We start from the raw sequence: 19,592 nt of genomic DNA, 5'->3' as shown, positions 1-19,592 counted from the left end.
GTTGATTCATCTCAAGGACATCGCTCAACATGGACAATCATAAAGAAAGAGCTTTTTACGCCGTTGTCGGCGCATTAGTTGGAGACGCTGCTTCAATGGGGCTGCACTGGCTATATGACCAAGAGAGGATCTTACACGTAGCAGGTTTTGAGCCAGAATTTCGCTCACCGAATCAGTTCGATTATCAAGACAAGGGCTACTTTGCTCACCAAGGAAAAACCGCAGGTGAACAATCACAGTATGGTGCTCAGCTATTGGCGATGGTCGACAGTTTAGTCGACAACCAACAGTACGATGAAGCGAGCTACATCAAGCACTTCCGATTCTGGTTTGATTTTGGTGGTAGTTGGAAAGGCTACATTGATAAAGCGACTCGTATGAGCTTGTTGAACATCCATCAATTAGAATTGGCAAACGCTCCGATTACAGCGTGTGGTGCGGATGATACACAGCTCCCCACAGTCTCAAAGATCATTCCATTAATCGCATGTACTTATACTTCTCACACCTTACCAGCAATGGTAGAGAGTGCGGTACGAGTGACCAACAACAACGACAAAGCCGTGGAATGGGCACAAGCCATCACCTTATTGGTTCAAGCGGCAATTCAAGGCAACTCTCCACTGCAATCGGTAGAAATGGTGCGACAAACTTGTAGCAAGTTCATACACGATCAAATCGACGAAGCACTGGCTGATCCAGAGCTTTCGATTACAGATGCCGCGAAGAAGTTTGGATTGCATTGTGAACTGAGTGCCGCGTTCCCCTTGCTGATTCGCATTATTGCAGGTGCTCAGAGTTATCAACAAGGCATTCGCGACAACATCTTATGTGGTGGTGACAGCTGCGGTCGTGCGATTGTAATTGGCGCGGTATTAGCGGCGTGTTTCTACGAAGGAGATGGCGAAATTCCAACCGAATGGCTAAAACAAGTCGAACTCAATGGTGGCGTGCTGTCTTTGCCTATTGAGTGATTTCCACAACAACGAACTAGAGCCTGACATAAGACAAGCACACTTCTAGGTCGGATGTCGTTCCTATAAAGTTGGAACACACTGCGATAACTCATTCTTCAGCCAAACAACAAACGGGCTTTCTGGCTCTTCATGGTTGCTATCTTGCGTGAGCAATATGTACTGGTGACCAGAAGGTACGAAGCCAAACGGCGCGATCAAGTTACCTCTTTCAAGATCGTCGGCGACAAGTGGATAAGACCCAAGCGCTATGCCTAACCCATCGACAGCCGCCTGAAAGCAAAAGTAGAAGTGTGCAAATGTTTGGTTCGCTCGAGCTTTTGACCACTCTCCACCATTAACTTTATCTATAGTGATAGCACCCCAATGACTCCAAGCACCTGGCCGTGTACTGCTGTGCAGTAATTTCACATCATCTAAGTTATCTTTTACCTGCTGCCAATAACCCGGGGAACACACAGGGCCTACCCACTCTTCAACTAGTGGTATCTGTTCGTAACGCTCGGTTAATTTAAAGTCATCTCGGCGAATCGCCATATCGAGCCCTGTCGCATTCAAGTTCACAGGCCCACCAGCAGTCGACAATCGAACATCAATTCCGGATTCGTTATAGAAATCACCGAGTCGAGGCATTAACCAACGCATGGTCAATGTGGGTTCGCATGAAACTTCCAACGCTTGATGATTCAGCTGATTAAGCTTATGGACTCCAGTCTCCAAGGCTTGGAACGCTTGCTCTGTGTAACCTTTGAGTAATTCCCCTTCTTTGGTGAGACACACATTCCTGCCCTGTTTGTAGAACAAAACTTGGGATAAGTGATTTTCCAATACCTTGATCTACTTACTCACCGCGCCATGTGTGATATTGAGTTTATCCGCCGCTTCACTGTAACTACTCGAATGCGCTGCTACGTGGAAAATATGAAATGCTTTCAAATGTCTCATGTGTGATTTTTTCTCACAGATAGGTGGAATTCATTTCGATTATAGGCAGCAATAAAAAACCATACAATGCTGGCTCATCAAATATAAAGAGTTGGAGTCATTATGGAGTGGTTAATCCTAGCAGTATTGGGACTATTGATTGTTATCAGCCCAGGCGCTGATTTCGTTTTAGTTTTGAAAAACAGTGTCAACCAAGGAAGACAAGCAGGGATTTGGACTGCAATCGGTGTGAGTTTAGCGATTTGTGCTCACATCAGTTATTCAATGCTTGGGATCAGTTACTTAATCTCACAGAATGAGCAGCTGTTTGACATGATTAGATACGCAGGTGCGACCTACCTTATTTATCTAGGGCTAAAAGGTATCTTGAGTGCGGACAACAAGCTTGCACCGATGGAAGATGCAAAGCAAAGCACCAGTGTTTGGCGCTATTTAGCCCAAGGCTTCTTATGTAACGTGCTCAACCCAAAAACCATGTTGTTCTTTTTGAGCATCTTCAGCCAAGTCATCTCACCTGATGCAGAAAACCAGCATGTCGCGCTCGGCTATGGGCTTTACATGATCGTTCTTCACGGTTTATGGTTTGGCGTTGTCGCTATGCTGTTTACTTCGAATACATTGCAAAAGCATCTATTGAGAGCAAAGAAAAGGCTTAATCAAGCATGTGGATTTGGCTTAGTGACGTTCGGAGCACTGTTGGCGATTAAATCGTAAACAAGCGAGTCACAAATAGAGAGCGATTCAAACGACTGAATCGCATCTAACTGGGTCTTGGTAAAACTCTAAACAAGATTCATCGGTCTAATATCGGCACTATCAGGGAAGATAGCGTTGAGTTGTTTCACTTCTATCGATAAATGTCGGTTGAGCACACCCTTGATAACCGAACGCATATCAGTCGTTGGACTAAGGTCTCGGCCTTCATATAGCTGGCTTTGGCTCAAGCCTGGCCAATTGGTAATAACCTTACCACCCGCTCCTTTCAACGATGGCAGCGCACCACCCGCAACAAACATGACGTTGCCAGTGCCATGGTCGGTGCCTTTGGTGCCGTTTTCTTTTGCTGTTCGACCAAATTCACTGGCTGCAATGATCACTGTCTTCTGCCAACGATCACCTAGTGAAGCTTTGAGAGCCGCTAACCCAACATCCAAAGTTTTAAGCTGATTACTCAACCGTCCATTTACGTTGCCTTGATTGGCGTGAGTGTCCCACCCACCGAGTTCGCTGCGATGTTTGGTCCGTTATCAGCCGACAATATGTCGCCTGTTTTACCCATCAATGATTTAAACTGTTTGCCGACACCTTGGTCGCCTACCAGTTGATCTATCTTCATGACACTTTCAAAGTTTGAAGACAGCATTTGGTCACTTTGAAACAACTCTTCCAGCAGTTCCGTTTGTTTATCACGTGTTTTTAAGCGGTTTGGGTACCAACTTGCAACGGTCGATTCGCCCTGCATGATGAGTGGTAAGCCCGAATCAATCGCTATTCCATCGTATTTTTCTGAGCTCAACGTGAGTAAACGGTTAATCCACCCTACGGTGTTAAACGGGTCGGAAGTGCCATTCTCCAATATCTTCTGTCCATCAAAATGTGAGCGCTCGCGATAAGCGGTTGAACAAGCGTGTACAAAGCTGAGTTCGTTACTCTCATACCATTGATGGCATTGCTTTAGGGACGGATGGAGCCCAAAGAAATCATCCAACTTCACTAGCTGTTCAGGTTTTAATCCGATGTTGGGTCTCAAATTAGAGTAATCCGGATCGGCATGCGGCACTACAACATTTAAACCATCCATCGCGCCACGCAGTGATACCCAAATGAAGATATTGTCTGAACCTGTTTTGGCAAAGCTTGGAAATGGCAGCATCGCACTGACGCCAACAGCCGCCGCAATACCCATGAACTGGCGGCGGTTAATACTATGTGGCGCTTTATTCTGAGAACAATCTGACTTTTTCATACCCACTCCTAACGATATTGAAACTGCGGACTTAGCCACAACAGGGAAAGTTGCATTGCAGCGCTGTCGGCTTTGTTCAATACAATTTGGGTGTGTTCATCAATAGCATCGCCATATAAACCCGCGATCACTTTATCCACTACCGCTTTCGGCTTAACTCCTGACGCTTTAGCCGATTTTATTGCAGCAGACGCAAGCCTATTCGCAACTTGCATACGTTGAGTCAACGCCGAAGGGCTATTGTAGTCTCTGTCTTGATCCGACCAGCCTGCAGGTGAACCCGGTTTAAAAGGAGGCTGCCCTAAATTGTTGAGTGCATTGAATGCCTGTTTCTCGTTTAAAGAAATATCGGCACTACGAAGAACGGCAAACAGCCACTCCTTCGGCGGTCTAAAACGATTAGGGTTAGGTTTACTCGCCTCAGCGCTGTTCAATAACAAGCGATAGATAGGCAGTAAATCTCCCTCGCCTTTCAGATATTCAGCAACCATTTGCTCTGAGAGTTCTTTAGATATGTCGCCAATGAAATGCTGGCAAAGCTTATCAACCAAGTGCGCAGCAGTGTCTTTGTGGGTCGCTAAGGTTTTTAAACACGACTCTCCTTGCGAGACGCCGGATTGAGAATAAGCCTTTCCAAGCAGTGTGATACTTCCTGGCTCATGCAGGTTATTAGCAAATCGAAACCCAGCATCAGGAGATTTGAATTTAATGCCCCAGCCTGAAATCGCTTTTGCTAAGGCAATGACGTCTTGCTGAGTGTAAGAACCGTCAACGCCAAGAGTGTGGAGTTCTAAGATCTCACGAGCGAGGTTCTCATTGAGCCCCTTATTACGGCGCTTTCCGACTTTTGAATTGGGACCAATCGAGAGTTGATTGTCGAGATACAGAAGCATCGCAGGATGTTTAGAAGAAGCCATCAGCATCTCGCCAAAGTTACCATTCCAATGCTGGCGAACCACATCGTTTTCAATGCTGGCGGCCAAGGGCATCAGTTTTCGATTATCGACCGAGATGGCGAAGTGATTGCTCCAAAACTGAATGATGCGCTCTTGAAAACCATAAGGAGTTTCAACACTTTGTAGGTGGCGAGCTTGAGCTTGTTGTCGATACTGCGTTCGAAGAAAAGACTGCGCTTCTTTCTTCGTGGCTTGCATCTGTTGTTCGTCACCCTTGGCCTTCATTCGTTGTACACGATTCTCTCCTACTTTAATCAGAGTAGATTCAGTACTCGGTAAGTCTTGTATAGCTTGGTGAACGAATGGCTTTTTATCCAACTGTTCTACAGGAGAATAATAGGTTGTTTGACCTAGTTTTGGCCCAAAGCCAAACCTTTGTTCACCCACGATTTTTGAAGTCGGGTAATAATTCATTGCACACTCCCTTACGCTCGATCTTTTCTAAGTGTAATCGCTTAGTCATCAAGCATAGGGAGCTTTACAAGGTTTTACGTTAGATAAGTGTCAGGTGCCTATCAAGTTACCGACACGGTGTGATCATTTTGAATGAGTGTCTATTTACGCCACATATAGACAAACTGCTCGTTTTGCGAGGTGATTTCAAAGCCAAACCTCAAGTACAACTCCCCAACTCGATTACCTTGCAGGTAACAAAGTTCGACGGGTTTATTGAGGCTGTCAGCCTTAGTTAAGCAATCTTTCAGTACTTGGCTACCAATGCCCTTTCCATGATACTCAGGCAATAAGAAGAATCGGCAAAAATAGAAGTGTTCGCCTTTGTCTTGCAACAACACACTGCCAATCGCCTTGCCTTGATATTCAATGATTTCAGGCCGTTCTTCTGCCCACTCTTCAGCGTGTATATCTCGTTGAACCTGCTCATCCCAGCCAAATACGGCCTTGATAGGTTCGAACTCAGCGGCCCTCTTAAGCTCGAACAGAAATTCATAATCTGATGACTGAGCAGCTCTTGTTGAATACTTCAAAATACCTCCAACAATAATTGGCTGTGGTTTCATTTTCGCTAAAACCGGAATTCAGCGCCCCCGATAAAACTAAATGCCACGCTTAAATGTTCATTTGGGTTCTAGTTGGTAACGTAAGACTTCGTGTTTATCTTGCTCTGAGTAAAAGGTACTCAGGAATTGTCCACCGCACTTCACAATCACTTTTTGCGAAGCAATATTACCCCTCTCACAGGTAATGATAGCGCTTTCAGTCAATACCTGTCGTTGAATCCAAGACAACATATGACTTGCGATACCCCGCCCTCTGGCTTGCGGCAGCGTCTCATATCCGATATGTCCAATGACATCGTGGATGTACGGACTGGTACCATGACGAACTCTTATCACTCCAAGAATACGCCCAGACTCAAAACAAAAATAAGTAGAAGCAGGCGTCCACCCTTCTGGCAAACCCTCACCTTTTGAATAAGCAATTCGTCTTTCTAAATAGGCATCACTGCCATCGGAAATCCCCGTGTAAATATCTACCCCATCCTCAGCGCAAGCGTTCACATAGTAATGAAAGGCCGTTGAATGTGAAAGAGCAGCTTTAACCATGTCCATATGATGTTGATTCTCCAACGGCTTCTACGCTATTTAGTTCAGGAGCGACTCGCAATTTTGACCTATTATCGACTACTGCTTCTTAACGTACTTCGCCGTAACCAGCATTTCACCGCCACCATCCAGCTTGCAATCTAGTTGGTGATCTTTGCCTTCATTGATGCGTCGAATCACAGCTTTGGTGCCGATTTTCAGAACGCTGGAACTGCCTTTAATTTTTAGATCTTTAATGAAGGTAACTTTATCGCCACTTTCCAATACAACGCCATTCACGTCCTTAACACGCGCGGCTTCTCTTTCTAAACGCTCTTCTTCTGGGTTCCATTCGTAGGCACACTCAGGGCAGATTAGGTTGTTTTGGTCTTGATAGACATATTCAGATTGGCATTGCGGGCACGGAGGTAGAGACATACGTTAATACTTCATTTAAATAGAATTTGTTCCATTTTAATGGCTCTTGTCAGGCTTAGCGAGCATAAATCTAACAAGTTTTACGGAGAGCTCATTGTCTTTAAAAAAAGAGCAGTACCTAAACGAACAAACACAGCCGCTAAGCTGTGTTTGTTTAAAGGTTTGAAAAGCGGAACGGCTTAACGTTCGACTTTTGGTGAGTAAATCGAGTAAGCGGTAATTTGCCCTGCCACGATTGCCGAGAACATGAATAACGCCGATAAACCAATACTCGGGATAGGCAAAATCGATTGTTCAAACACCGACTGGCTGGCACTCACTAATACTCGGCTACCCGGAACCAAGATGATGATCCCTTGCACGATATAAATAGAACCCGTGAGCTCCATCTTCTTGGCAATCCAAGTTCCGTACAAAGTAATAAGAACCGTCGTCACCCAAGTGCCGACAACCCAACCACTATCAAAACCTAGATAGAATGGGCCCCACATACCGAGAACGGCAACTGGCAAACCAAGTAAGATGTCTTTAGGGCGAGCATTGAACATCACACCGATAGACACAGAGATCAGCACCAAGCCAGATATGTGCATCCACATCGGTACCGCGTTGGTATAGTCGATGGAGACCGCTTGTCCCCATATCGCTTCACCGATGTTGAGCCCCATGATAATCCCGACAAACAGCTTAATCAGGGTTAAGGCGCTCTGCCCTAGCAAGCTGGTACCAGAAACCAAGTCATTAAACGCCAAACATTCTAATGCGTTAGCTATGGATAACCCGGGGACAAACAAGACAATCGAGGCGATACACAACGCCCACACCGGAATCGGCAACCCTGTGCTCGCCAGAAACGCCACGAAGATACCGGTTAGCAGTGCCGAGATGAACTCAACCGCGATAGCACGACGTGAATGAAGAACTTGCTGACATACCCACACCATCAAACCCAATAACGCAGAAAAGCCCACCGCTTCCAACGTACTGCCCACCAGCATCAAATAAGCAGGCGGAATACCCATATTGGCAAGTGCAGTCACAAATTTTGAGTAACCGACAGGTTCTGGTACAGGCTCACTGCTTGGCTGGTTAATACGAATGATCGTATTGGCCAACAAACTCAGGTTAATTGACGCAGGCTTTAGACGCTTAAGAATAACGGCGTTGTTATCGTCTGGAAACTGATAATTAATCGCGGTTGGCGTTGCTTGGATCATCACATCCACACCATGCTTTTTAGCATAATATTGTGTATATTTTTCAAGCTTATACGGAGCGCAACCACTGCGGTGAAGAGTATCACCAATTTCAACAATTTTGTTAATTCGGAACTGAGAAGGCATGGGTATTTTAGGGGAGACAAAATGTGCGGCAAATGTACCAAACGACAGACGGAATGACGAGGCTTTTGCGTGAATTATCAACTGAACTCGTTACTTTTTTCTGCAAAGGCTTAGAAGTCTCTATAACTCTACTCATTTGGGATTAGTTTACTGAATGTTTTGACCGACTAATAAGTTAAATTTATGCATTCAGATTGTTATTAATGGACGCCAAAACACGATTAAAAATCAGTTTATGTTAACACTCCAAATTCCTTAATTTGTATGGGTTTTATGACAAGCTAACACCAACAAACTGGTTTATAAATCAAACCGAATTTGTCACAGAAATAGCGGGGGATTTTCCATTGTTTCTCGCCCTCCGTTTAACGAGAGTTTAGTCACATTTTATTCACTCTGAAAACGCCGAACATGATTGAAAAACTAGCGGAGTGGTGGTTATGCGAGCACTTAGAATAAAAATGAAAGAAAAAGGTTTCGTTTTCAGTTAGATGTGGCATTATCACTCTCGTTAAGACGATGTGCGTACATCGTATAATGGCTATTACCTCAGCCTTCCAAGCTGATGATGCGGGTTCGATTCCCGCTGTACGCTCCAGTCTTCTTGATGCCTCAGTCTTACTCTTAAGACAGTGTGCGTGCATCGTATAATGGCTATTACCTCAGCCTTCCAAGCTGATGATGCGGGTTCGATTCCCGCTGCACGCTCCAACTTCTCCTTATGCTCCATGACGTGCTTTATTCCAGCGACACGCTATTCAAAAACTTTCTCCGTTAGTTAAATCCATAGTCATTAAATCTATACTGATTAAACTTATTTTGTTTAAGCTTAGATTGACCAACCAAAGCTATTAACTCCTTAATTCGCTTCGTATTTCTGACACCTATCCAAATCACACATTGCAGTTCAGCTTTTAATGATTTTCAAAATTGTTCCAATTTAATAATCTTGGTCAATATCTGCAAAAATCATTGTGTTAATGTGCGCGCATTAGCAACAACCCATAAATAATAAAAAATGTTTAAAAGCAATGAGTTAACAATTAGCATCGAAGCAATTAATGTCGCGCTAGCAAAAGTTGAAAATGCCAATAAAATTCAGCTAGATACATTGAAAGGTTATGTGAACAGCGAGCCTGAACAGGCTGTACTGGCTTTTCGATCGCTGAATGAAGCAGAGTCAATCGATGACAAGTTTAAAAAGATCATGGCAGAGCTACCGCATCTGAGCGGCGAAGCACACCATCTGCTTGAAACTTCTATCTTGCTACAGTGACTATAAATAAAGATAAGCCTCAGCGAATCCCTCACAGCAAAGCGCTTTAGGTATAAGTTAAGACTTATCTTTAATTTTCTAGCCCTCATTGAATTTCTAATTCAACAAAGCGCTATTGATTAACGTCTAAAGCGTTAACGACTTCACCATACCCGCTTCAGCGTGACCAGGGATATTGCACGCTAACTCTACGTTATTATCACCATGGAAATGCCACAGCAATTGCTTCGCTTTACCCGGCTTAACTGTAACTGTGCTACCCGAGTCATGGGCGTGATTACCCGTGTTTTTCATCATTTCACGGTGCTCTAGCTGCTCTGAAGCAGAACCAATCGAGAATTCGTGATCAATCTTGCCCGTATTCATCACAACAAACTGCACCACGTCGTTTGGCTCAATATCAACCTTGTTCTTAAATGTGATTTTCATATCGTCACTTAGCAGAACATGAACCACTTTATCCGGCTTTGCGCCTGTCGCAGGCATACCCACTTCAGACATGCCTTCCATATTCATCATCGAATGGTCCATCTTTCCATCCTTCATCATGCTGTGATCCATTTTTGAATGATCCATCTCTCCATTTTTCATCATTGAGTGATCCATTTCAGCAAAAGCCGTTGCAGTGGTCAGTGTTAGAGCGATAGCAATTAGTGTCTTTTTCATGGTCGTTCCTTAGATTAATTCTGTTTTATGTTAGTTTCACATATTCATGTGGTGCGCCCTTACCTACTCCGGTCTCGCAAGTAAGGGCTTTATAGTCAGTGCGTTATTTACTTGTCTCGTTTTGGCTCTGAGTAATCTCTCGCTGTTTCCAGAGCTTAAAGATTGCAGGCAAAACCAGTAGGGTAAGCAACAGTGCCGACGCCATTCCGCCTATCATCGGCGCGGCAATTCGCTGCATCACTTCAGAGCCCGTTCCCTCGCCATACATAATTGGAATGAGGCCAATGATCACCGTAAGTACTGTCATCATCACAGGACGAACACGCAGTCCTGCACCCTCACGAATCGCATCCGTTAAGTCTTCACTCTGAAGTGCTTGCTGGTTCTGCTCCGCATCCAATTTTTTGTAGTGCCATGCTTGGTTTAGGTAGACCAACATGATCACACCTATCTCAACAGCTACCCCGGCAAGGGCGATGAAGCCCCCCCCCACTGCAATGGAGAAGTTGTAATTGAGGATATGCATTAGCCATAAACCACCAACCATCGCGAGTGGTAATGTCAGCATGATCATCATCACCTCACCGACACGGCGGAAACTGAGGTAGAGCAACAACATGATGATGGCGATGGTAATTGGCACAACGACACTTAAACGTTCTTTGGCGCGTTCCATGTACTCGTATTGACCAGACCAAGCCAGTGAGTAACCCGCAGGCAAAACAATTTGATCTGTAACGACTTTTTGTGCCTCTGCCACATAAGAACCAAGGTCACGCCCTTCGATATCCACGAACACCCAACCATTAGGACGCGCATTCTCTGTTTTGATCATCGGAGGGCCATCTTCATATCGAATATCCGCGACATCAGAAAGCGCGATACGAGCACCGTTTGGTGTCACTAACGGTAGGTTCTGTAACTTAACGACAGAATCACGATAGCTTTGTGGATAACGGACATTGATCGGGTAACGCTCTAGTCCCTCAACGGTTTCACCCACGTTCATGCCACCAACCGCAGTCGAGATAACCTGTTGCACTTCTTTAATGCTCAAGCCATATCGCGCAGCAGAGCGGCGTTTAATGTCTATCGTGACGTAACGACCGCCCGCAACACGCTCGGCGTAGACAGAAGCCGTACCACTGACGCTGTTGAGGGTGGGTTCAAGTTGCGAACCAATATCCTCAATCACGCTCAGATCTGGGCCTGCGATTTTGATACCAATTGGCGTTTTGATACCGGTCGCCAACATGTCGATACGCGTTTTGATTGGCATGACCCAAGCATTGGTCAAACCGGGGAATTGAATCAGATCATCAAACTCTTTACGCAGAGACTCCGTAGTGACACCGTCACGCCACTGATCTCGCGGTTTAAGCTGAATAACCGTTTCAATCATAGTCAGTGGCGCAGGATCGGTTGCTGTCTCTGCTCGACCAATTTTGCCCCACGTGGTTTCGACTTCTGGAATGGTTTTGATGAGTTTGTTGGTTTGTTGCAACAACTCACGCGCTTTACCAATTGAGATGCCCGGATACGTGGTTGGCATGTACATCAAATCCCCTTCATCCAAAGGAGGAATGAACTCACTACCAAGCTTACTGGTTGGGTAATAAGCAGACGCCATTAAGCCAAGTGCGATAACAATCATCACCTTGGGATACTTGAGGCTGAGGTTCAGAAGCGGTTTATACATCGCCACTAGGCTTCGGTTTACTGGGTTTTTGTGTTCAGGTAACACGTTGCCGCGAATGAAGTAACCCATTAGCACAGGAACAAGCGTGATAGCCAAACCGGCTGCAGCGGCCATTGCATACGTCTTGGTAAATGCAAGTGGCGAGAACATCTTGCCCTCTTGCCCTTCTAGCGCGAACACAGGCACAAAACTCAAGGTAATGATAATCAGAGAGAAGAATAGCGGAGCGCCAACTTCTTCTGCTGCCTTACCAATCACCTGCCAACGGTTTTTGTCAGTGAGCGGAGTCCGTTCAATGTGTTTATGAACGTTCTCGATCATCACGATGGCACCATCCACCATGGCGCCAATCGCAATCGCGATCCCGCCAAGAGACATGATATTGGCGTTAATACCCTGCCAATGCATCACAATGAATGCACCTAAGATACCAACAGGCAGACTTAGTGCGATAACCAACGACGAGCGGATATGGAACAAGAACAGCGCACACACCACGGCGACCACGATGAACTCTTCAGCCAGCTTCTTCCAAAGGTTTTCAACGGCTGAATAAATCAAAGTCGAACGGTCATAAGTCGCGACAATCTCAACACCATCAGGCAAGCCAGCTTGCAGTTCAGCGAGTTTGGATTTAACCGAGTCGATCACTTCACTGGCATTTTCACCAAAGCGCATCACGATAACGCCGCCAACCGCCTCGCCCTCACCGTTGAGTTCCGAGATACCACGACGCATTTGCGGGCCGAGGTTAATATCAGCAATGTCACCTAATAGCAGCGGAGTACCTTTGTCGGTCACTTTTAGCGGCAAAGATTGAATGTCTTCAATGCTTGTCAGGTAACCCGTCGTACGAACCATGTGCTCGGCTTCCGCAATCTCAACAACAGACGCACCGGTTTCTTGATTACCATCTTGGATTGCTTTGTTGACCTGTTGAAGCGTTAGGTCATAAGCACGTAATTTGGCCGGATCAATCTGCACTTGATACTGCTTCACCATACCGCCAACGGTCGCGACTTCAGATACACCATCTACGGTTTGTAGCTCGTACTTCAAGAACCAATCTTGCAGGCTACGGAGTTCCGCTAAGTCGTGCTGACCAGTTTTGTCTTGCAATACATAGCTGTAAACCCAACCCACACCGGTTGCATCTGGCCCTAATGTTGGCTTAGCACTTGATGGCAAATTAGGCGCCACTTGGCTTAAGTATTCCAACACGCGAGAACGCGCCCAATACATATCAGTATCATCATTGAAGATGATATAGACATACGAATCGCCAAAGAACGAGTAGCCACGAACCGTTTCAGCACCCGGTACAGCTAACATGGCGGTGGTTAATGGATAAGTCACCTGATCCTCGACCACTTGCGGCGCTTGCCCCGGATAACTGGTTTTGATGATCACCTGAACATCTGACAAATCAGGAATGGCATCGACAGGTGTATTTTTAACGCTGTATAAGCCGCCAAATACGATGGCTACAGTGGCAACCAGCACTAAGAAGCGATTGCTAATAGACCAGCGAATGATTGCATTGATCATAGTTCGCCCTCACCCGTGCTATTCGTCGGTTCGAGAGATTTGAGCACGTAATCAGAACCTTGCTTCGCCACTAGAAACTGAATGGTTTGACCCTCGGAAAACTCAGATAAATCAAGGTCATCACTGGCTTGGAAATTCATTTCACCCGCTTTCCAATTCCACTCTGGGACTGGCTGATGTTTTACAGTGATCATGCCAAAATCAGCCATCAACATAGTGATTTCACCCGTTACCCAAACTTCGCCTGCGATCTTGTGTTTGTTGACCTTGTAATCAACAACCTCGTACTGCCCTGACTCTGTCTTTCTCATCTCAAAATCAATCGCCTTACCACGTTGCACGTCACTCATGTCTAAGCCTTCCGCAAACGTGAAATTCATCACCATGCCCGGCCAATCCCATTCTGGAACAGGCTGATGGTTAATCGTCACCATACGGCTGCCTTGCATAACATCGGAAATTTCACCGTTTGCCCATACGGTTTCCGCTTCTTCCTCAACACCATTGATGCGTGACAGATCAGCTGATTGGCTCGATTCAGAATCCAACATGAAGTGTGCAGAAGTGACAATACTCTCACCTTGCTCTAGCCCTTGAAGCACCTCTATTTTTTCGCCAGCTTCACGACCAACCTCAATACGAGCAGAGCGATACTTGCCAGAACCTTCTGACATCACCACTCGAGTCATACCACCGGAGTGAATCACCGAAGATCTTGGGATAGTAAGAACCGCTTCATCACTAATGGGTTTCAGCGCAATATTTGCAAACATATTTGGCTTAAGCTCGCCATGGGGATTGGAGAACTTCAAACGAACGCGCAAGGTTCGAGTTTTCGGGTCCAGAATTGGGTAGACATAATCGACGTTGCCCTGCCACTCCTTACCGGGAATCGCATCCAGTGTCATTTCGGCATTGCTGCCTGATGAGATCCAGTGTGCTTGGCGCTCAAACACCTCAGCATCAACCCATACCTCGCCTAATGGGCCAGCACTGATCACCGCTTGTGCAGGTGAAAGATAACCACCTTCTCGAATATTCAGGCTAGCGATGACACCATCCGCAGGCGCTTTGATTTCGATGGTTTGCGAGGCTTTCCCTTTACGAGCGATGGATCGTATCTGCGCTTTATCTACACCTAGGGTGACCAAGCGTTCAGTCGAGCCCTTGATCAAACCTTTACGACCCGTTTTATAAGCACTGATCAACTCTTCTTGTGCTTTAACAAGCTCTGGAGAATAGAGTGTGAAAAGTACATCACCTTTGTTTACCTTCTCACCCACTGCGTTGATGTAGAGCTTCTCAACCCAACCAGCTGCTCTTACGTTGGTTTGCCACAATGTACTTTCATCGAACGCCACATAACCCACGGTTTCAATGCGCGGTGATAGCGCTTCTCGTGTGACTTGTGCGGTTTTCACGCCAAGGTTATTTTCCACGGAAGAATCAATAAACACGGTTCCGGGCTTATCTTTAGCTCCGCCGTTCACATCGTCTGCATACACAGGGATAAGATCCATCCCCATTGGCGACTGGCCCGGCTTATCACGCTGATAATTTGGGTCCATCGGAGCTACCCAATACAAAGGCTCATCGCTGGCCTGTTTACTTACATCTGCGCCTGTACTCGTTGCCATTGCTGACATGTCGTGTGCTGGATTAATCAGAAAATGGTTCACACCAAAACCCAATGCACCACCGACCAATAAAGCGATTGTTGCTACTTTTACTGAACTCATTATCTATCCCTTACTGATTCTCTGTGGTTACAAGCTGTGGTTGATTTACTTGGTATTCAAAGCCACTGACTAACGCCGCCAGTTTGCTGTTAACGATGTTGAGATCGGTGATCAAACGTTGTTGCTCTAACTTAAGCGCCAGCTCATCGGTCGTTGCTAAAATGACATCGTTAAACTGAGCGGTATTGTTTTGATAGCCCCTCTCAACCGCACTGATTCGTGCTGCAGTTTGAGGAAGCAAGGACGTTTGATAGCGATCTAATCGCTGGATCAGATTTGATCTGTCCACCAGCAATGCGTTCACTTGCGCGTTCATTTGGGAAAGTAAGGTGTCTTTTTGAGATTTAGCCGCACCAACTTGATACTGAGCAGCCGATAAGTTTTTATCTTGTCGGTTCCCTGTAAACAGCGGGATGTCGACTGTCAGATAAGCACTCACCAGATCAGAAGCTGGTTCACCCGCCATGTTATTGGCTTGACGGTGTGCATACATCACTTCCACCCCAAACTGCGGGGTATAAGCTTGCTCGGCTAACTCGACCTGAGTTTGATTGGAGGAAATACTGACATCGGAGATCTTAACCAAAGGATGGTCAGTCAGTAGCTGGTAGTGCTTGGTTGAATCGATATTGGTCGCTAATTTGCTTTCCAACAATGACCAATCGATTTGGTTAGTTGCATTCAGTGTGCCCTGAGAATCAAGAACCTGAGAGCCTAGCCAATCAGAACCCAACCATTCAGAAAGCTGAGAGATTAGACGACGCTGAACCTGCTGGTTTGCCTGAAGTTTCTCATCAAGCTTGCTCACTTGGAGCTGAGCATTAAGCAGATCTTGCGCTTCGCTTTTACCAATCGAGTAATTGGTTTGTACATAGTTTTCAAGCTCAACCAACAAACGACGATTTTGACGAATCACCGACTCAGCCTTTTGCTGATAACCTAACTTAAGCCAAAGCTGCGTCATGCTATTCGCAACCGTCAATTCTCTTGCTTGCACCTGCAAAGCTAAAGCATCTGCCTGTTGGCCTGCCTTTTTTTGTTGAAGGTTAAGCGTATCGCCACGCTCAAACTGCTGCATCAACCCTACCGATATATTGGTCATCGGGTCTTCGTCGAATTGAAAACTATCGACAGGCAAACCGCCAAATCCAACTTTTAATTTAGGATCCATTAAGGTCGAGCTGGCAATGCCCGTTTCTCGCATCGCTTGAGACTGAGCAAAGTACTGTTTGCGATTTCCATCTTCGCTTAAAGCAATCTCAATCAGTGTATTGAGTTGCTGCGTCGAGCTTGCTTGGTCATGTGCTGAAATGTGTTGAGCATTTGAAGCTGACGCCGTGGTAGCCGCGAGCGTAGCACTTGAAAACAAGGCCATAGGCAAGGTAGCAGCAACCACTAAGCTCGTGTTCATGACAAACACAGAGGTTGTTGGTTTCATATTCACAATGAATGTCCATATCTAACGCTAATTAGCGCATAAAAAAGAATGGCTTATCAGATTTATCTAACTGATAGAGCTGTATTTTTAGATATAGATTTATGCGGAAGGTGGGCGTAGCAAAGATTGAGCGCGTGCGACTTTCTGGCCAATCGTGACCGATTGAAAACGAGCTAATGAAAAGGAAAGTTGATCAACGGCTTGAACAGCCTGAATTGGATAGGGACTTGCAGAACACATTGAGGCACAGCAATCGACACTCGAACAATGGTTACCCATCATCGAGCTACCGTCTTCGCTCATTGAAGACATATCGCATTGAGCCATCAAAGCATGGGCACTCATGTTAGAGTCTTCAGCGTGTACTTCTTCACTCATCACATGACACCCCGCCATTGAATCATTAACCGAAGTATCGCTGTGGTAACAAGCCGACTTGCTCGACCCCATTTCCATCATCATTACTTCAGTCATCAAGGCTGAGGAGCTTGAGGCATAGCTAGACATCAACATCGCAATGATGCTGAAAACAATAATCCAAGTTTTTCGGAATGTGTTTGTCATAGCTTACCTTTGAATTTACACCGCAACTATAAACGTTACCCTTAGGGTAAGGTCAATGCCATTGTGCCGATATTTGCCTGACCGTTGAAAAAGTATTCATCCTCTCTTTCATCAAAATGAGATAATTCTTCGACTTTGCAGTTTTTTCTTTAAAAATTATCCAATTAGCTAGCGAAACCTCTATCTGTGTATTTTACTTAAGATAGTGCAACCACGATTCACGGATGATAAAAATGGCTAACAAAAAAAACGTCGAAGCAAACAAGAAAAATACAGAAATCAAAAATAAGAAAAGTAACAAGCTAGAACAAAAGAAACCAACACAAAAAAAGAAGCGCAGACTGCATTCACATCTAAAAGTGAATATCCCACTTTTTCAGTCACTCATGATGATTTTGCCATCATTGGCTAAACACGCTGCTGCAGAAAGTATAGACAATGCCAGCGACGCTGCAGATCAAGTAACCGCAAATAACGTGACCGAAAAAGATGTCACCGATGACCATAGCAAGGCGGACTCATCAGCGGTTGCTCTCCAAGACGCTCAGGCGAGTGACAACGACGTAAACTCAACCTTAAGTGCAAGTCATGCCGCCCATGGTTCGAGCTCTAACTTGGTTCCTTCTCATCATTTGTCGACGCTTTCTCACCCGCAAGTCCATTACATTCCTTCGGTATCGATGCCGACTATCTCCTCAGGAAGTAACGGTCAGCCGACTAATTCAAATGCGCCGACGACACCCGCTTTACCCGTCACCTTTATGCCAGAAGTCATAAAAGGTACGTACGGAGAGCTTCATGTTGATGCAAATGGTCAATACACATTCGTATTGAATCCAAATTCTCCTCAATACATCCTGTTAAACCAGCACCAACCATGTACTGATCATTTTGCGTTACATCTATCTAATGGCTCGAGCATCATTGTTCAGATACCGGTAACAGGTAAGCAAGACACGCCAAATATTTCTGGAGACTTAACAGGTGTGGTAACAGAAGATCACAATATTGATTCACAAGGCTTGTTACATGCGAACGGCAAAATCGATGTCATAGACCCTGACCAAAATGAAAGTTCGGTTACGCCGGAAGTTATCTCAGGTAAATATGGTTCATTAACTATCGATGCTGATGGACATTGGCAGTATCAAGTTGATAACTCGCTCTCTAATGTTCAAGCTTTAACCGCAGCCACTTCACTGCATGAAAGTTTCACAATTCACACCAAAGATGGCACACCGCAAACGATCGATATGACAATAGGTGGCAACGATGACAATGCCGTAATTACGGGTGTGGATGCTGGCACGTTAACTGAAGATTTAACGACACAAGTTCAAGGGCAGCTTTCGGTAACGGACTCTGATCTTGGAGAAGATCATTTTCAGGCATCACAAGTAACTAGCAATTTCGGTACGCTAAGCATCACCAAAGACGGTGCGTGGACATACAATTTAGACAACAATAACCCAGTAGTTCAAAGACTTGGCCAAGGTTCAACTGCGACAGACATCGTCACTGTTCACTCTGCCGACGGTACACCTCACAACGTAACTATCAACGTGAGAGGCACTAATGATAATCCAGTAGTAAGCAGTCAATCTCCACACCTCCCCTCAAAGGCAAATATTAGTGCACCTCCTTCGGGACTGGGGAAAACCATATATGAGGATGTAAATGTGCAAAATGGCCATTTACATACCGGCGGTCAATTACATGTTGATGATAAAGACTTCAACGAATCAACATTTTTGCCTGAGAATCTACATGGGGCTTATGGCGAATTAAAACTTACGAGTCAAGGCACTTGGTCTTACATTGCTAACAATAACAATCCGAATATAGAACAACTGAATAATGGCGACACGCTAACCGAGCGCTTTAAAATACATACAAAAGATGGATCGGTATTTGAACTTAATGTTTATATCAATGGCACCAACGATAAAGCGACGGTCAGTACAGCAACGGTCAGTATAGATGAAACCGACAGAGCGGTAACGGCTTCAGGTACGCTAACCAGTACTGACGTGGATAACCCAGACAATACCTTCACGCCAGGTTCCATTGCAGGCACAAATGGCGACCTCACCATTGATGTCAATGGTCATTGGGCGTTCACCGCCAACAGCGCGTTTAATAAATTGAACGTCGGCGATAAAGTCGAAGAAACCTTCACGGTGTCATCCATCGATGGCACACCGTCGACCATAAAAGTGACGATCAATGGCACCAATGATAAAGCTACTGTCAGCAGTGCGACCGTCGCCATCGATGAAACCGACAAAGCGGTAACGACATCAGGAACATTGAACAGTACCGACGTAGATAATCCAGATAATGCATTCACACCGGATTCAATTACTGGCACCAACGGTGACCTGACTATTGATGCCAATGGTCATTGGTCGTTCACCGCCAACAGTGCGTTTAACCAATTAAACGTCGGCGATAAAGTTGAAGAAACCTTCACGGTGTCGTCTATTGATGGCACAA

General features: G+C 45.4%; 14 protein-coding genes, 2 tRNA genes and 2 pseudogenes. 6 read left to right on the top strand and 12 right to left on the bottom strand.

The window, feature by feature from the left end:
• The first annotated feature begins 29 nt into the window (after window positions 1-29).
• Complete coding sequence (locus AB4323_RS08300; RefSeq protein ID WP_102428565.1) at window positions 30-974, top strand: ADP-ribosylglycohydrolase family protein; 945 nt, start codon at window positions 30-32, stop codon at window positions 972-974.
• A 63-nt stretch (window positions 975-1,037) separates the two neighbouring features.
• Here AB4323_RS08300 and AB4323_RS08295 read toward each other — a convergent pair.
• Window positions 1,038-1,919: pseudogene (locus tag AB4323_RS08295) on the bottom strand (LysR family transcriptional regulator).
• A gap of 102 nt (window positions 1,920-2,021) precedes the next feature.
• Here AB4323_RS08295 and AB4323_RS08290 point away from each other — a divergent pair.
• A complete protein-coding gene (locus AB4323_RS08290; protein WP_102428566.1) occupies window positions 2,022-2,633 on the top strand; it encodes a LysE family translocator in 612 nt (203 codons plus the stop codon).
• Between the two features lie 68 nt (window positions 2,634-2,701).
• On the opposite strand, the pseudogene AB4323_RS08285 reads toward AB4323_RS08290, so the two are convergent.
• The 6 genes and pseudogenes from AB4323_RS08285 to AB4323_RS08260 all read right to left on the bottom strand — a co-directional run bounded on the left by AB4323_RS08285 (window position 2,702) and on the right by AB4323_RS08260 (window position 8,166).
• A pseudogene (locus AB4323_RS08285) lies at window positions 2,702-3,885 on the bottom strand (DUF1501 domain-containing protein).
• An 8-nt stretch (window positions 3,886-3,893) separates the two neighbouring features.
• Entirely contained in the window at window positions 3,894-5,255 is a 1,362-nt protein-coding gene (locus AB4323_RS08280) for a DUF1800 family protein (RefSeq protein WP_372152138.1), read from the bottom strand.
• Window positions 5,256-5,395: 140 nt separating this feature from the next.
• Window positions 5,396-5,827 (bottom strand): GNAT family N-acetyltransferase, encoded by a 432-nt coding sequence (locus AB4323_RS08275; protein WP_372152136.1) that lies wholly within the window; start codon window positions 5,825-5,827, stop codon window positions 5,396-5,398.
• A 90-nt stretch (window positions 5,828-5,917) separates the two neighbouring features.
• Window positions 5,918-6,412, bottom strand: a complete 495-nt coding sequence (locus tag AB4323_RS08270; RefSeq protein WP_372152134.1) for a GNAT family N-acetyltransferase — start codon at window positions 6,410-6,412, stop codon at window positions 5,918-5,920.
• A 72-nt stretch (window positions 6,413-6,484) separates the two neighbouring features.
• On the bottom strand, window positions 6,485-6,823 hold the full coding sequence (locus AB4323_RS08265; protein WP_017088858.1) for a zinc ribbon domain-containing protein YjdM: 339 nt from the start codon (window positions 6,821-6,823) through the stop codon (window positions 6,485-6,487).
• A 179-nt stretch (window positions 6,824-7,002) separates the two neighbouring features.
• Window positions 7,003-8,166, bottom strand: a complete 1,164-nt coding sequence (locus AB4323_RS08260) for a threonine/serine exporter family protein (RefSeq protein WP_017058966.1) — start codon at window positions 8,164-8,166, stop codon at window positions 7,003-7,005.
• Window positions 8,167-8,689: 523 nt separating this feature from the next.
• Here AB4323_RS08260 and AB4323_RS08255 point away from each other — a divergent pair.
• The 3 genes from AB4323_RS08255 (at window position 8,690) to AB4323_RS08245 (ending at window position 9,442) form a co-directional block, all read left to right on the top strand.
• Window positions 8,690-8,764 (top strand) — tRNA-Gly (locus tag AB4323_RS08255).
• A gap of 38 nt (window positions 8,765-8,802) precedes the next feature.
• Window positions 8,803-8,877 (top strand) — tRNA-Gly (locus tag AB4323_RS08250).
• Between the two features lie 307 nt (window positions 8,878-9,184).
• The gene (locus AB4323_RS08245) at window positions 9,185-9,442 is read left to right on the top strand and encodes a hypothetical protein (RefSeq protein ID WP_065583933.1); all 258 of its coding nucleotides are present in this window, start codon (window positions 9,185-9,187) and stop codon (window positions 9,440-9,442) included.
• A 126-nt stretch (window positions 9,443-9,568) separates the two neighbouring features.
• Here the strand turns inward: AB4323_RS08245 and AB4323_RS08240 are convergent, their stop codons facing one another.
• From AB4323_RS08240 to AB4323_RS08220, 5 genes are all read right to left on the bottom strand, one after another.
• Window positions 9,569-10,108: a cupredoxin family protein gene (locus AB4323_RS08240; RefSeq protein WP_229648411.1), complete on the bottom strand. Its 540-nt coding sequence runs from the start codon at window positions 10,106-10,108 to the stop codon at window positions 9,569-9,571.
• A 103-nt stretch (window positions 10,109-10,211) separates the two neighbouring features.
• The gene (locus AB4323_RS08235; protein ID WP_372152132.1) at window positions 10,212-13,355 is read right to left on the bottom strand and encodes an efflux RND transporter permease subunit; all 3,144 of its coding nucleotides are present in this window, start codon (window positions 13,353-13,355) and stop codon (window positions 10,212-10,214) included.
• A complete protein-coding gene (locus AB4323_RS08230; protein ID WP_372058986.1) occupies window positions 13,352-15,094 on the bottom strand; it encodes an efflux RND transporter periplasmic adaptor subunit in 1,743 nt (580 codons plus the stop codon). The genes AB4323_RS08235 and AB4323_RS08230 overlap by 4 nt, the downstream gene beginning before the upstream one ends.
• A 10-nt stretch (window positions 15,095-15,104) precedes the next feature.
• Complete coding sequence (locus tag AB4323_RS08225; RefSeq protein ID WP_372058990.1) at window positions 15,105-16,532, bottom strand: TolC family protein; 1,428 nt, start codon at window positions 16,530-16,532, stop codon at window positions 15,105-15,107.
• Between the two features lie 99 nt (window positions 16,533-16,631).
• Window positions 16,632-17,096, bottom strand: coding sequence for a hypothetical protein (locus AB4323_RS08220; RefSeq protein WP_017064449.1), 465 nt, complete (start codon window positions 17,094-17,096; stop codon window positions 16,632-16,634).
• Window positions 17,097-17,329: 233 nt separating this feature from the next.
• Here AB4323_RS08220 and AB4323_RS08215 point away from each other — a divergent pair.
• Window positions 17,330-19,592: VCBS domain-containing protein (locus AB4323_RS08215; protein ID WP_372152130.1), on the top strand; the 2,263-nt coding region annotated here is incomplete at its 3' end.

This window comes from Vibrio sp. 10N.261.52.C11 (assembly GCF_041471405.1).
Classification (GTDB): domain Bacteria; phylum Pseudomonadota; class Gammaproteobacteria; order Enterobacterales; family Vibrionaceae; genus Vibrio; species Vibrio crassostreae_C.
This window is presented reverse-complemented; position numbering and strand designations above follow the sequence as displayed.

Coding starts and splice junctions, on each gene's coding strand:
- AB4323_RS08300 (WP_102428565.1), top strand. CDS start 30: ATGGACAATCATAAAGAAAGAGCTTTTTACGCCGTTGTCGGCGCATTA.
- AB4323_RS08290 (WP_102428566.1), top strand. CDS start 2,022: ATGGAGTGGTTAATCCTAGCAGTATTGGGACTATTGATTGTTATCAGC.
- AB4323_RS08280 (WP_372152138.1), bottom strand. CDS start 5,255: ATGAATTATTACCCGACTTCAAAAATCGTGGGTGAACAAAGGTTTGGC.
- AB4323_RS08270 (WP_372152134.1), bottom strand. CDS start 6,412: ATGGACATGGTTAAAGCTGCTCTTTCACATTCAACGGCCTTTCATTAC.
- AB4323_RS08265 (WP_017088858.1), bottom strand. CDS start 6,823: ATGTCTCTACCTCCGTGCCCGCAATGCCAATCTGAATATGTCTATCAA.
- AB4323_RS08260 (WP_017058966.1), bottom strand. CDS start 8,166: ATGCCTTCTCAGTTCCGAATTAACAAAATTGTTGAAATTGGTGATACT.
- AB4323_RS08245 (WP_065583933.1), top strand. CDS start 9,185: ATGTTTAAAAGCAATGAGTTAACAATTAGCATCGAAGCAATTAATGTC.
- AB4323_RS08240 (WP_229648411.1), bottom strand. CDS start 10,108: ATGAAAAAGACACTAATTGCTATCGCTCTAACACTGACCACTGCAACG.
- AB4323_RS08235 (WP_372152132.1), bottom strand. CDS start 13,355: ATGATCAATGCAATCATTCGCTGGTCTATTAGCAATCGCTTCTTAGTG.
- AB4323_RS08230 (WP_372058986.1), bottom strand. CDS start 15,094: ATGAGTTCAGTAAAAGTAGCAACAATCGCTTTATTGGTCGGTGGTGCA.
- AB4323_RS08225 (WP_372058990.1), bottom strand. CDS start 16,532: ATGAAACCAACAACCTCTGTGTTTGTCATGAACACGAGCTTAGTGGTT.
- AB4323_RS08220 (WP_017064449.1), bottom strand. CDS start 17,096: ATGACAAACACATTCCGAAAAACTTGGATTATTGTTTTCAGCATCATT.